Annotated in this window: 14 protein-coding genes and 1 tRNA gene; 8 read left to right on the top strand and 7 right to left on the bottom strand. The window is 35.1% G+C overall.

Annotation, left to right across the window (positions count from 1 at the left end):
* Nucleotides 1–75: 75 nt before the first annotated feature.
* A tRNA-Met gene (locus tag G5B32_RS15745) sits at nt 76–149 on the bottom strand.
* Nucleotides 150–390: 241 nt separating this feature from the next.
* Between G5B32_RS15745 and G5B32_RS15750 the strand changes: the two genes are divergently transcribed.
* The 4 genes from G5B32_RS15750 to G5B32_RS15765 all read left to right on the top strand — a co-directional run bounded on the left by G5B32_RS15750 (nt 391) and on the right by G5B32_RS15765 (nt 5,079).
* Nucleotides 391–768, top strand: coding sequence for an START-like domain-containing protein (locus tag G5B32_RS15750; RefSeq protein ID WP_165292453.1), 378 nt, complete (start codon nt 391–393; stop codon nt 766–768).
* 63 nt (nt 769–831) lie between these two features.
* Nucleotides 832–2,289 carry an LptF/LptG family permease gene (locus G5B32_RS15755; protein WP_165292454.1) on the top strand — a complete coding sequence of 486 codons (1,458 nt, stop codon included), beginning with the start codon at nt 832–834 and terminating at the stop codon, nt 2,287–2,289.
* Nucleotides 2,290–2,361: 72 nt separating this feature from the next.
* Nucleotides 2,362–3,576 carry a bifunctional 3,4-dihydroxy-2-butanone-4-phosphate synthase/GTP cyclohydrolase II gene (locus tag G5B32_RS15760; RefSeq protein WP_165292455.1) on the top strand — a complete coding sequence of 405 codons (1,215 nt, stop codon included), beginning with the start codon at nt 2,362–2,364 and terminating at the stop codon, nt 3,574–3,576.
* 72 nt (nt 3,577–3,648) lie between these two features.
* Nucleotides 3,649–5,079, top strand: coding sequence for an NAD-dependent succinate-semialdehyde dehydrogenase (locus tag G5B32_RS15765; RefSeq protein WP_165292456.1), 1,431 nt, complete (start codon nt 3,649–3,651; stop codon nt 5,077–5,079).
* A gap of 45 nt (nt 5,080–5,124) precedes the next feature.
* Here the strand turns inward: G5B32_RS15765 and G5B32_RS15770 are convergent, their stop codons facing one another.
* The 6 genes from G5B32_RS15770 to G5B32_RS15795 all read right to left on the bottom strand — a co-directional run bounded on the left by G5B32_RS15770 (nt 5,125) and on the right by G5B32_RS15795 (nt 9,755).
* On the bottom strand, nt 5,125–5,874 hold the full coding sequence (locus G5B32_RS15770; protein WP_165292457.1) for a DUF4476 domain-containing protein: 750 nt from the start codon (nt 5,872–5,874) through the stop codon (nt 5,125–5,127).
* A 79-nt stretch (nt 5,875–5,953) separates the two neighbouring features.
* Nucleotides 5,954–6,505: a protoporphyrinogen oxidase HemJ gene (hemJ, locus tag G5B32_RS15775; protein ID WP_165292458.1), complete on the bottom strand. Its 552-nt coding sequence runs from the start codon at nt 6,503–6,505 to the stop codon at nt 5,954–5,956.
* A 104-nt stretch (nt 6,506–6,609) separates the two neighbouring features.
* Nucleotides 6,610–7,647: a uroporphyrinogen decarboxylase gene (hemE, locus tag G5B32_RS15780; protein WP_165292459.1), complete on the bottom strand. Its 1,038-nt coding sequence runs from the start codon at nt 7,645–7,647 to the stop codon at nt 6,610–6,612.
* 7 nt (nt 7,648–7,654) lie between these two features.
* Nucleotides 7,655–8,170 carry a hypothetical protein gene (locus G5B32_RS15785; RefSeq protein ID WP_165292460.1) on the bottom strand — a complete coding sequence of 172 codons (516 nt, stop codon included), beginning with the start codon at nt 8,168–8,170 and terminating at the stop codon, nt 7,655–7,657.
* A gap of 9 nt (nt 8,171–8,179) precedes the next feature.
* Entirely contained in the window at nt 8,180–8,890 is a 711-nt protein-coding gene (locus G5B32_RS15790) for a response regulator transcription factor (RefSeq protein ID WP_165292461.1), read from the bottom strand.
* The gene (locus tag G5B32_RS15795; RefSeq protein ID WP_165292462.1) at nt 8,880–9,755 is read right to left on the bottom strand and encodes a sensor histidine kinase; all 876 of its coding nucleotides are present in this window, start codon (nt 9,753–9,755) and stop codon (nt 8,880–8,882) included. The genes G5B32_RS15790 and G5B32_RS15795 overlap by 11 nt, the downstream gene beginning before the upstream one ends.
* A gap of 119 nt (nt 9,756–9,874) precedes the next feature.
* Here G5B32_RS15795 and G5B32_RS15800 point away from each other — a divergent pair, with 119 nt between their 5' ends.
* The 4 genes from G5B32_RS15800 to G5B32_RS15815 all read left to right on the top strand — a co-directional run bounded on the left by G5B32_RS15800 (nt 9,875) and on the right by G5B32_RS15815 (nt 12,848).
* Nucleotides 9,875–10,576 (top strand): YjjG family noncanonical pyrimidine nucleotidase, encoded by a 702-nt coding sequence (locus tag G5B32_RS15800; protein ID WP_165292466.1) that lies wholly within the window; start codon nt 9,875–9,877, stop codon nt 10,574–10,576.
* Between the two features lie 533 nt (nt 10,577–11,109).
* Complete coding sequence (locus tag G5B32_RS15805) at nt 11,110–11,271, top strand: hypothetical protein (protein WP_165292463.1); 162 nt, start codon at nt 11,110–11,112, stop codon at nt 11,269–11,271.
* Nucleotides 11,272–11,291: 20 nt separating this feature from the next.
* Nucleotides 11,292–11,786: a hypothetical protein gene (locus G5B32_RS15810; RefSeq protein ID WP_165292464.1), complete on the top strand. Its 495-nt coding sequence runs from the start codon at nt 11,292–11,294 to the stop codon at nt 11,784–11,786.
* Between the two features lie 294 nt (nt 11,787–12,080).
* Entirely contained in the window at nt 12,081–12,848 is a 768-nt protein-coding gene (locus tag G5B32_RS15815; protein WP_165292465.1) for a hypothetical protein, read from the top strand.
* Nucleotides 12,849–12,927: the final 79 nt, after the last annotated feature.

Consider the following 12,927-nt stretch of genomic DNA (forward strand, 5'->3'; position numbering starts at 1 on the left):
TCAGAACATCCAAAAACAGCCTTAAGAAGTCTATAAACACAAAAAAGCTTCAAGTTTCCTTGAAGCTTTTTGTAGTAGCGGGGAGCAGGATCGAACTGCCGACCTCAGGGTTATGAATCCTGCGCTCTAACCATCTGAGCTACCCCGCCGTTTCGGTGATGCAAATATAGCAACATCATTTCACTTTACAAGTATTTTTTTCATTTTTATTGATGAAAAATCATCCTTTAGAGCTTAAAAAACGCCCAAATCGTTAAAAATGAATGCGCTATATAAATTTAAAATAATGGATTTTATAAAATTTCTTTTCGACACTATACAATTAAAATAAAAATATGTATACTTACAGAAATCAATGATTAAATAAACTTAAAAAACATAAGCAGAGATATGTCAGAAAAAACAAAAATTCAACTTGAATATATGATTAATTCTTCTCCGCGCATTCTGTACCCTTTTCTCGTGGAGCCAAATGAATTGGCTCAATGGTTTGCTGATGATGTGAATTATCATGACGGAATCTATGAATTCATTTGGGATAATGAATCTCATCGCGCGAAGATTGCTGCTGTAAAAGAAAACAAATCCGTTAAATTTAAATGGTTGGACGACGAGCCCAATTATTTTGAGTTGGAAATCAACCAAGATGAGTTGACCAACGACGTATCTTTATCCATCGTTGACTTTGTTAAAGATGAAGATTTGGAAGAAAGAAAAAAAATCTGGAACAACTCAATTAGCTATTTACAAAGTGTAATTGGTGCATAAAAATTACGTATCTTTGTATCCAATCTTATTCTTATATAATGCATTTGGATAAGTGAAGTTTACATGAAAAAGATACATATCTTAATATTACAAGCATTCATTAGACCATTCATTGTCACATTCTGTATTGTGATGTTTGTTCTGCTGATGCTTTTTTTGTTTAAATACATCGACGACCTAATAGGTAAAGGTCTAGAATGGCACGTTATTCTCGAATTAATCGGATACCAATGTGCGGTTCAACTCTCCATGGCTTTGCCGCTTTCTATGTTACTTTCTTCTATTATGACCTTTGGTAATTTGGGAGAAAGCTATGAATTAGTCGCCATCAAAGCAGCAGGGGTTTCATTACGTAAGGCGATGGCTCCGCTATTTATTTTGGTCGGCATATTTGCAGGTTCTTCCTTTTTATTTTCGGATTATACTTTACCAGTAGTGAATTTGAAAATGGGCTCTTTACTTTGGGATGTAACAAAGAAAAAAGCGGATTTCTTAATCAAACCTGGTATTTTCAATAGTTCTATTCCGAATTATTCTATTCGAGCAAAAAACAAATCCAAAGACGGAAAAGAACTGTATAATTTAACTATTTATAATCAAACTAATGGTTCTTCAGGAAGCAATGTGCTTATGGCCGACACAGGTTATATGTACAATTCCCGTGACCAAAATTACCTGATCTTGAAACTTATTAACGGAGTACAATATCAAGATTCCAGAAAACAAAACGCTACTAATTACGATCCGCGCCAACAGTTTACACGTTTCTATTTCAGAGAGACTGAAACAAAATTTGACATGTCTGCATTTGACATGAAACGTACCGATGAAAATCTTTTCAAAGGTCACCATCAGATGATGAATTTGAGACAGCTCAAATTAAAATCGGATACAACTCAAATGCAAATTGATAGTATTGCTCTAGCTAATGCTGCAGAACTAAAATCGCATGTGCTATTTACTTCTCCGTACTATAATACTGGAGCAATGCAGCGTGCCAAGATTAAAGATACTACAGATATTATCAGCTATATTCCACTTGAAAATAGAAGATCTGTAATTAATAGTGCTATTAGTAGTTTACAGATGTTCCGTGATGCTACATTTATTAGAGGAAGCACATACAAAGAATTAGTTGATAAAGACATCAAGTACGATGTAGAATGGCATCGTAAATTTACACTAGCTGTGTCGTGTTTACTTCTTTTCGCCATCGGCGCACCTCTTGGCGCTATCGTACGTAAAGGAGGTTTGGGAGCACCTGTAGTGATGTCTATTATATTTTTCTTAATATACCATATCATTTCTACTGTAGCTGAAAAATCTGCAAAAGATGGCGCTATAACACCATTTTGGGGCATGTGGATGGCTATCATCGTGTTGGCACCGCTTGCCGCATTTTTGACTTATAAGTCTACGACAGACTCCACCCTATTTGACTCGGCGCAATATAAGCTTAAAGCCGAACGTGCATGGGAATGGGTGAAGAGTAAATTTGGAGGTAAAAAATTAAGAGCCTGATTCCGAATTTGACTTTGTCCTTATACTAAATTCATAAAATCTTATTTACTTAGCGAAAAATATCATATATCGATGGATATAAAATTAAACACCATAGAAGAAGCTATTGAAGACATTAAAGCAGGGAAAGTAATCATTGTGGTGGATGATGAAGACCGTGAAAATGAAGGTGATTTCGTAACAGCCGCGCGCAATGCTACGCCTGAAGTTATTAACTTTATGGCTACTCATGGTAGAGGATTGGTTTGTGCTCCTTTGACAAGAGAACGCTGTGAAGAATTGAACCTACATCCTATGGTAGGGCAAAACACAGCAGTTTATGAAACAAACTTTACAGTATCGGTAGACCTTCAGGGTTATGGCTGTACGACAGGTATTTCTGCTTCGGACCGTTCAAAAACTATTAAAGCATTAATTGATCCTAATATAAAACCAGAAGAATTAGGTCGTCCTGGACATATTTTTCCATTAATCGCCATGGATGGTGGTGTATTGAGACGTACTGGACATACGGAAGCATCAGTAGATTTAGCGCGATTAGCAGGATTCGAACCTGCAGGTGTTTTGGTGGAAATATTAAAAGATGATGGCGAAATGGCTAGACTTCCCGACTTAATAGAAGTAGCAAAACGCTTTGATCTTAAAATTATCAGTATCGAGGATTTAATCGAATACCGATTAAAACACGACACGTTGATTAAAGAAGAAGTATCTGTACATATGCCTACTGAATTTGGTGACTTCAAAATGAAAGCCTTCACTCAAAAGAATTCAGGCGAACAGCATTTGGCAATTTATAAAGGTGAGTGGCAAGAAGACGAGCCTGTGTTGGTACGTGTACACAGTTCTTGTGTGACTGGAGATATATTTGGATCATGTCGTTGTGATTGTGGACCACAATTGCACAAAGCGATGGAAATGATCGAAAAAGAAGGTAAAGGTGTTATTGTATACATGAACCAAGAAGGCCGTGGTATAGGTTTAATTAACAAACTGCACGCTTACAAATTACAAGAAGACGGAGTGGATACTGTAGACGCTAATATTCAATTAGGCTTCAAAGCTGACCTAAGAGATTATGGTGTCGGTGCGCAAATCTTACGTTATATGGGTGTAACTAAAATGCGCTTGATGTCCAATAACCCTACTAAACGTGCTGGACTGATTGGTTATGGTTTAGAAATCGTAGACAATGTACCTATCGAGATCACACCTAATCCTTTCAACGAGGAATATCTAAAAACTAAAAGAGATCGAATGGGTCATACCATTTTGAAAAACTTATAATAAATAAAAGAGGATAATATCCTCTTTTTGTTTTTACAGCAAACTTTACCATTTATTGAACGTTTGTAAAACATGAAGAATAGTCTATTTATACAAGAAGCCTATCTTAATGGGGAATTTATTTCAAGTGAAAACACATTTGAAATCATTAACCCTTCAACAAATAAAAGTATAGGTACCCTTCCTAATCTAACAGTTGAAGATTGTAAAAAAGTAATAGAATCCGCTCATGAAGCTTGGCTATCTTGGAAAAATACTCCTGTCGGAGACCGCTGTGCTATTGTTCGTAAAATATATGAGCTAACAATTCAGCACAAACAAGAGCTAGCTGAAATAATGACGCTAGAGTCTGGTAAGCCGTTGTCAGAATCCTTAGGTGAAGTAGACTATGGTAATGCTTTTGTGGAATGGTTTGCGGAAGAAGGAAAACGTTCCTATGGCGAAACTATTCCTTCTATGAATGGAACAACACGCATTTCTACTATTAAGCAAGGTGTAGGAGTAGTTGCAGCTATTACGCCTTGGAATTTCCCTTTAGCCATGATTTCGCGCAAATTAGCTCCTGCTTTAATGGCTGGTTGTACGATGGTGTTGAAGCCAGCTTCTCAAACACCTTTTACAGCTATTGCCTTAGCAAAAATATGTGAAATGGCAGGTGTGCCAAAAGGCGTATTTTCAGTGGTTACTAGTAAAGACAGCAAAGGATTAGGAAAAGAATTAGCGACCAATCCATTGGTTCGCAAATTGACTTTTACAGGCTCTACAGAGGTAGGAAGCACCTTAATGGCTCAAGCAGCAGAAACTATCAAACGTGTTTCTTTTGAACTGGGGGGCAATGCTCCATTCCTTGTGTTCGATGATGCAGATATTGATGCAGCAGTCAAAGGTGCTGTTGCAGGCAAATTCCGTAATGCAGGACAAACTTGTGTTTCTATCAATAGATTCTTTGTTCAGGAATCCGTGTACGAAGAGTTTTCTCAAAAATTAGCACAAGCTGTTAAGAATCTTATAGTAGCTGATGGCTTAGCAAAAAACAGCCAAGTTGGACCTTTAATCAATGCGAGTGCGGTAAAAAAAGTAACGCAACACGTAGAAGATGCAGTAAGTAAAGGTGCAAAAATTCTTACTGGAGGAAAACTAATAGAAGGAAACTTCTTCGCTCCTACAGTGATGACTGATGTTTCTGACGATGCTTTGATTCAATCTGAAGAAACGTTTGGTCCTATCTGTGCTTTATTCAAATTTAAAACAGAAGAAGAAGCCATACAAAAAGCCAATGATACACCTTTTGGGTTAGCAGCATATTTTTACAGTGAAAATGTCCGCCGTTGCCAACGTGTAGGTGAAGCATTAGAGGCGGGAATGATTGGCATAAATACAGGATTGATTTCCAATGCTTCAGCACCTTTCGGAGGTATCAAACAATCTGGAATTGGTCGGGAAGGCTCTAAATACGGACTGGACGAATATATGGAAATAAAATATTTGTGCTACGGCATATAATTCGAAGGCGTAATATATAAATTATATTACGCCCTCAGTTTTTTATTATCTACGATTGGATTTTGCAATATAATCTATCAGATTATTTCTCGAAGAAGAGAAAGAAAATATCGCAGTCAATTTATGATAATTTTGTGTATCAAAGCAAATATTATAGCATTTCTTAGCGACACTTAACTTTCCATCATCAAATGAAAATTGTTTCATAATAGCTTCAATTTGACTAACAGATAAGTGGATATCAGGGCTCATGGCATCTAAAAATTTCAACTTATCACTATCAAAAGATTGATTCTTTAAACTTTTGATAAAATCCGCAAAGTCTTTGTCAGAATAGGTAATAAAGTCATAACCAGGCTGCCTGTGACTAAAAATTAATTGATTAGGTTTTCCATAAACATACGCACCAACATTATCAAAATTAGGATGAGCAAAATCACCTGCTGGAAAAAGACTCCATAAAATTAATTTTGCAGTACCTTCTTTAGAAACATTATAGGATACATTTAAAAAATAACCATTTTCACTATATAAATCTACTACCTTCTCTGTAGCTACTCTTCTTCCTCTACGACTCATCTCCAATCGTATAGTCACAGAGCGTTTATATATTTCCTCTATCCTTATTGCATTAGTGGGAGTTTGATTATAGGGAACATTATCCACATATAGAACAAAAGGTTCATTTTCGGATAAAACAGATAACACTGCAGATTTCTCTTTTCTAAGTTGAGCCTTAGAAAGGCTTATTCCCAAAAGAAAGAATAAGGTAAAAAGTAAAAAGATTTTTTTCATAAATTAAGTTTATGCATATATGAGCATAAAAATCTTAAAAGGTTTAATAAAACCTAAGTTTTTAACCACATTGATAAGATTAATCTACCTTCTCTCCTTTTGACTTTCTATATTTTTTATAGACTTTAATCAAAACCATCAACAAGATTGCCAATCCTAATAATCCTACCACGCCAAAAATCCAATTAAAGGTCGATTTTAAGATTACTAAGAAAACTATCGCAAATAAGATAATAGTAGAAACTTCATTCCACATACGCAACTGTCCAGATGTCCAAGTAGACTTGTCATCACGTAAGCGGTACATGATTTGTTGGGATTTGAAATGATAAAAGATCAACCCGACCACAAAGGCTAATTTAATCTGCATCCAACCCATAGTAAGTAAAGCAGGATTGAAATGTAACATAACTAAAGCGGCTGCAACAGTAAAATACATCGCTGGAGTAGTGATTACCCACCACAATCTATTTTCCATGATAGTAAACTGCTTGTGCAATATGTCGTATGCTTCCTGACCTTTATCTTTTGCTTCTGTATGGTAGATAAACAAGCGAGGCATATAAAATAAACCCGCCATCCAGCAGACTACAAATATAATGTGAATGGCTTTTGCGTATAAGTATATCATTGCGTAGTATTATCCTTCAAAATTATAAAATATAACCCGAATACCTTAAAAATAATAAAGAGCAAAGTCTTCCTTTGCTCCTTAACATAAAAAATCAATATTCGTTAATATCTAAATTCTTTAATCGTGTCAATCGCGAATTTAACATGGTCAAACGGCATATCTGGAGAAATACCATGACCTAAGTTGCAAATAAACCCTGCTTCACCACGCATTCTTTCGAACAACTCATGAATTTTCTTTTTGATAACAGGTTTATCCGCATACATAATAAATGGATCCAAATTTCCTTGAACCGCCATAACCTCAGGCAATGATTTTTTCAGATTTAATAAATCTGCATTCCAGTCTACCGAAATTACATCTGGTTTTGACTCCACGATTAATGGCGCAAATACCGAAGCTCCTTTAGCGAAGGATATAACAGGAACAGTACGTTTTAGGTTATCCAAAATATACTTATTGTACTTGTGTGAGAAATCTCTGTAATCATTCCATGATAAAGCCGCAGCCCAACTATCAAACAACTGGACAGCATTCACACCCGCCTCAATTTGCATATTTAAATACGCAATAGTTAGGTCGGCAATCTTTTGCAAGATTAGGTGAGCTAATTCAGGCTCATTGTTCAACATCAATTTCGTGCGTTTGAAATCACGAGTTGAACCACCTTCTACCAAATAACTTAAAATCGTGAAAGGAGCACCTGCAAAACCAATCAAAGGAATAGAACCGTTAAGACGGTTTTGAATTTCTTTGATCGCATCAGCTACATATTGCAATTTGTCAATACTTTCTGCGCCTGCTAATTTTTGAGCATCAGCAAGCGAACGAACAGGATTTGAAAAACGAGGACCTACACCTTGTTCAAATGAAAGATCTCCTCCCATTGCTTCAGCAGTCACCAAAATATCCGAAAATAAAATTGCTGCATCAATCCCCAACAAATCCACTGGCAACATGGTTACATCCGCTGCAATTTCAGGAGTTTTACACATCTCCAAGAACGTGTATTTATTTTTAATCTCCCAATATTCCGGCATGAAACGTCCTGCTTGACGCATAAACCATACTGGAGGTCTTTCCGTTTGCTGCGACAAGGCAGCTTTAATAAACAAATCGTTTTGTAAAGTCGTACTCACTATGCTCTTATTTATATTTTTCTGTTTCGTTTTTAATTTTTTGAACTATATCTTTCTGTCTTTCCGTAAGGGCCAATTTATCGGTTACAGCCAGATAAGCCTCAGTTCTTTCGTAATCCTTTTTACGTAAATTGATATTTGCAAGATTAATTAATACCATCGCCTTTTCATGATCCTTACGCCAAGGTAAGCGTGAAGCCAACTGAAAATGATATTCCGCTTCTTCAATCTTATTCTCTTTCAAGGCGATATTTCCCATCATGAACTCATAGAAGTTTCTTCTTCCCTTACGTAAATGATCTGGATTTTTAATTTGCGCCAAAAGCTCTTTTGTTCTCTCGTAATCCTGCTTATGAAAGGCTTGGGTAGCCAGAAAAACTGTGCCATCACGATACTCGCTCCACACGATATAACCTATTAATCCCAGAATATAAACACAGTAATTGTAATATCCTGAAACTACACAATAAGCCAACGCAATTACAGCTACAGCTATAATAATCAATCGAATTCTAGTATTCATTATAACGTTCTATGCCTCGCCGTTGTCGGTGAATTTATAACCTACTCCACGGATAGAATGGAAATAGATAGGATGTTTTTGATCTGGCTCGAAATATTTTCGGAATGTCAAGATGAAATTATCGATAGTACGCGTAGAAGGATACACATCGTAATTCCACACTGTTTCCAAAATCTGCTCCCGCGAAACAGCTTCATTACGACGTTCAATCAACAATTTCAATAGCATTGTCTCTTTCTTTGTCAAAGAAGTAATCGTTCCATCTGCCTGGTGTAATTCAAAAGAATTGAAATAAATTGTTTTATCGCCAATAGTGTACGAATTCAATTCTTTCAAATCTTCTGGCTTCATTCCACGACGTATTAAGTTGCCAACACGAAGAATCAACTCTTCCAAATTAAATGGTTTCACCAAATAATCGTCTGCACCTTTTTTCAAACCTGTAATGCGATCTTCACTGCTATTTTTAGCAGTTAAGAACATAATAGGCACTTCTGTATTTTGCAAACGAATAGTTTCAGCAACCTGGAAACCATCAATCTCAGGAATCATGACATCCAGTATAATCAGGTTGAAACGCTCTTCTTTGAAGATCTTAAGCGCTTTTTTTCCATCTGTAGCTGTAGTTACACGGTAACCTTCTAATTCTAAATTAAGTTTGATAGCTTCCAACAAATGTTCTTCGTCTTCGACTAATAGTATTCTTTGTTTAGCTTGCATAATTTTCAAAAATTACTTCAAAAATACTACCTGAAGGCTGATTTTCCTTCACTCTAATCGTAGCATTATGTTTTTGTAAAACGGTTTTTACTATATATAACCCCAAACCAGTTCCTTTGGTTTTGCGGGTCGATTCATTTCCAACGCGGTAGAATTTATTAAAAATAAGTCTTTTTTCGTCATCTGCAATACCTTGCCCATGATCTGCTACCGTAAACACTAAATCGTTATCCTTTTTATGCAATTTCACTTCTACAGTAGCACATGGCGGCGAATATTTTATAGCATTCTCCACCAGGTTATTCACCACATTGGTTATTGCAAATTTGTCAGCATGTAAGATAATATTCGGTTCTACATCTCCACGCAGCATTTCTGTTTTGCAGGAATTCTTTTGCAATCTATCTAACACCTCATGCACTAATGACGAAAAATCAAAATCTTCTTTCGGAAGATTAAAGCTTCTATTCTCGAGTTTAGTTGCTAACAGCACATTTTCCACCAGATAGTCCAATCTTTCTATATCTTTCAACGAGTTCGATAAGAAAGACTTTTGTTGCTCACGATCCAAGTCTCTTTTTAGAATGGTTTGTAAATAAAGTTTTACTGAAGCCAATGGCGACTTCAATTCATGCGTCACTGACAACAGGAAATTATGTTGTTGCTGTGAATAATTTCGTTCTTTTTCCAAGTGGTTTTTCAGGCGTATAATACCCAAAATAAAGATGAGAATAAAAATCATCCCCTCTCCTATGATCATACCTTTACGATCAGGAACATATTTGATAAACATATATCCCCAAGCGAATAATTGGCAGATGGCGTAAAACGCTAATACATAAAACCAAAATAGAGCTCTTCTCATATCTTTTATTTCAACAAAAATACTCAAATATCACAGCATTATAAAACCGCTCACTTTTTATGACACTAAGAAGAAAAACCCAATTCATAGGCTTAGCAATACATTTTATATCTTTGCATATGTTTCAGGATAAAAAAGATATTTTCTTCGATTTAGACCATACGATTTGGGATTTTGACCGCAATGCTCAGGAAACCTTACATGAATTATATTATGTATATAAATTCGATGAGCTTTTCAACAGACCTAATTCGGATGAATTCATTGAAACATACACGATCAACAATCACCGCGTATGGGAATTGTATCACCACGGCAAAATTGACAAACCTACGTTGCGCAAATTACGATTTGCCCATACCTTCAGCCAATTGGGTGTTGATCCAGAACTTTTTCCAGTGGATTTTGAAGAGGAATATTTAAAAATCTGTCCAACAAAGACTAATCTGTTCCCAAATGCAATTGAAACATTAGAATATCTTCAAAATAGATATTCATTACATCTTATTTCTAACGGTTTTAAAGAATCCTGCGAAACTAAACTGAATCATAGTGATCTCCGCAAATATTTCAAAACCATTGTTATATCCGAAGTTTTTGGTGTAAACAAACCTGATCCTCGTATTTTTGATTATGCTGTAAATAACGGCGAAGCCCAAAAAGAAAAATCTATTATGATTGGTGACAATCTCGACGCCGATATACGCGGCGCACTGAATGCAGGGTTAGATGCTATATATTTTAATGTATTAGGTGCAGAAAAACCAGCAGATGTACCCCATATGATCGTTGATTTAAAAGAATTGCAACATATATTTTAATGCTTAATATATAATTTTCTTTTCTTGTTTACTGTTGCAGCAATCTTTTAAACTTTCCAGTACACTTTCTTATCCAGAATAAGAATATTCTTATATCTCAAATAAACAGCTCCTATTAGATAATAACCTTGCTACTTAACTCACCTATACAAGTGATTTTGTAAAATAATAATTTGAAAGAAAGTATAAATTAGTAGTTTACGTCATAATTCACACAAGAAAATTATGGATAATTATTAAACACCTTCTATCCAATTAGTTATAATTTATATTGGAAACGAAATAGCAAATTACTCATCAAGCCTATTTCTTACTGTGCTGTAAACACCAATTTCTCTGTATAAGCAATACATATACTTGATAAAGAATCAAACAAAAAATCAATATTGTTTAAGTAAGTTTTATTAATTAAATAATTTTAATTAATAATAAAAAATTAAACAACTATATTACGGTAGCATACCAACTACAGGTTATAAAAACTTTCTTCGCAACTTATTCAAAATTATATTTTCTTCATACATCTTTGTTGCATGAAAAGAATATACCATAAGCCAACAGCACAAGTACACGATATTTTTATCGAAGAATGTATTGCGAATGCATCCTCCACATTACGTGTGGGAAGCATGGAAGAAGATGTCATGGAAGAATGGGAAATCGGTGCCGACGACAAAAGATATTTTGAGTGGTAACCTTATTATATTAAAAAATCATGCATCAGAGATATATTAATTTTTTAGCAATAGCATTAGTTCTTTTACTGAGCACTTCTTGTAGGAAAAAAGAGGAAAAAATTGACAATCAAATACTTAACCTACCTAAAGGATATGCTTTAGTTAGTATAAATCTTCCTGAGATCACTACTCAAGAAGAAAGTCTGTCTGGGAACAAGAAGGCAATTGCCAGATTTACCCAAGAAAATAACAATTCAAATACGCAGACACTTTCGACAGCAAGCGGCGGTTTGGAATGCGCAGTTTCTCTTACTCCAGAATATGCTACTAACACCGATTTCAAATCTAATAAATTAGCAGAAAAGGTGACAAAACCAGTAGACCTGGGAGTGAGATATAGATTATATGCATTTGAAAAAGAATCAGGAAAATTAGTTGATTCAGCAACTTACACACGTGGGCAAGAAGCAAATGCTGCTGATATTAAAATTAGTCGGGAACAAGGACTATATATTCGTAGCATACTCAAATAATAACAAAACTAATTTTCCAAGCTATTTATCCAATAAGGAAAATATAAATACTGCGGAAATATTAAATGCAGATGTCGATTTCATGTTTTTTAAAGGGGAAATGTTCATTCCCGCAAGAAGTAAAAACACACTCAAAATTAAATTTAGACATACTTTCAGTCAGATTACTACGATTATAAAGCTGGACGAAAGAACAGCCAGTATACATCAATAAAAGGTATCAGTAACGCCAGCTTTATCAAACCTGCATACGAAAAAACGAAATTTAAAGTTTCGAACGAGACTATTACAGGTATGAATAAGAAAGCTTTAGGAGGAGAAGTTATATTTCCAACCATTGCTAGTAATTCTAATATTACACAAATTAAAACAACAGCACCGACAGTGGTTAATTCTCCTGCAACAGGAGAGATTGGACAGCTAATAATTGAGTCACTAACTATTGGTAATATTACAAGAGGAAATATTATCGTTGAAAATCTGAAACTTACGCCAGGCGTAAAATACAACTTGGAATTAACATTTTATGTACCTCCTACACAAGAGGTTTTGGATCCTAGTAACAATCCTTATTTTAAATATTATCAAAAAGGAGGAAACGGAGACAAGCATGTGGAATATACGGTTAATCTGACAAATCCAACATTTGGAGCACAATTGGATATATTCTATTTAGATAATTCCTTTCAATTATATGTAAATGACAAAGCTGTTTTCTCCAAAGAAATTAACTTCGAAGATTATCTAAAATCAGACGTTGAATTTAGTGATGGAACTTGGTATGGGAAATCTGGCACTGGTATAGACCAAATATACTGGGTTAATGATAGTGAAAGAAAAGAAGTGCCCATCATTAGATTAGTAATTGATGAAGATGGAAAAATCCAATTATATGGTCGAAAGAGTTTAAAGGATGAATTACGGCTTTTAAAATTAAAAAATGGAATAACATATAACGAGGTAAAGTTTGATCCAAAAGGTACAAATAAACTTCGATTCTATTCTACAATTTGGACTATAACCGATGTTTGGGGAAGAATATATGGAATCCAAGTGAAATAACTAATAGTTAAATATTATGTAAAAAAGGAGCGCATCTAAAATGGAGGGCACTGAAAAAGTCCCCTTTTATATTGGGCCA

The organism is Sphingobacterium sp. SGL-16 (genome assembly GCF_011043515.1).
GTDB classification, from domain to species: domain Bacteria; phylum Bacteroidota; class Bacteroidia; order Sphingobacteriales; family Sphingobacteriaceae; genus Sphingobacterium; species Sphingobacterium litopenaei.

Coding starts and splice junctions, on each gene's coding strand:
- G5B32_RS15750 (WP_165292453.1), top strand. CDS start 391: ATGTCAGAAAAAACAAAAATTCAACTTGAATATATGATTAATTCTTCT.
- G5B32_RS15755 (WP_165292454.1), top strand. CDS start 832: ATGAAAAAGATACATATCTTAATATTACAAGCATTCATTAGACCATTC.
- G5B32_RS15760 (WP_165292455.1), top strand. CDS start 2,362: ATGGATATAAAATTAAACACCATAGAAGAAGCTATTGAAGACATTAAA.
- G5B32_RS15765 (WP_165292456.1), top strand. CDS start 3,649: ATGAAGAATAGTCTATTTATACAAGAAGCCTATCTTAATGGGGAATTT.
- G5B32_RS15770 (WP_165292457.1), bottom strand. CDS start 5,874: ATGAAAAAAATCTTTTTACTTTTTACCTTATTCTTTCTTTTGGGAATA.
- hemJ (WP_165292458.1), bottom strand. CDS start 6,505: ATGATATACTTATACGCAAAAGCCATTCACATTATATTTGTAGTCTGC.
- G5B32_RS15785 (WP_165292460.1), bottom strand. CDS start 8,170: ATGAATACTAGAATTCGATTGATTATTATAGCTGTAGCTGTAATTGCG.
- G5B32_RS15790 (WP_165292461.1), bottom strand. CDS start 8,890: ATGCAAGCTAAACAAAGAATACTATTAGTCGAAGACGAAGAACATTTG.
- G5B32_RS15795 (WP_165292462.1), bottom strand. CDS start 9,755: ATGAGAAGAGCTCTATTTTGGTTTTATGTATTAGCGTTTTACGCCATC.
- G5B32_RS15800 (WP_165292466.1), top strand. CDS start 9,875: ATGTTTCAGGATAAAAAAGATATTTTCTTCGATTTAGACCATACGATT.
- G5B32_RS15805 (WP_165292463.1), top strand. CDS start 11,110: ATGAAAAGAATATACCATAAGCCAACAGCACAAGTACACGATATTTTT.
- G5B32_RS15810 (WP_165292464.1), top strand. CDS start 11,292: ATGCATCAGAGATATATTAATTTTTTAGCAATAGCATTAGTTCTTTTA.
- G5B32_RS15815 (WP_165292465.1), top strand. CDS start 12,081: ATGAATAAGAAAGCTTTAGGAGGAGAAGTTATATTTCCAACCATTGCT.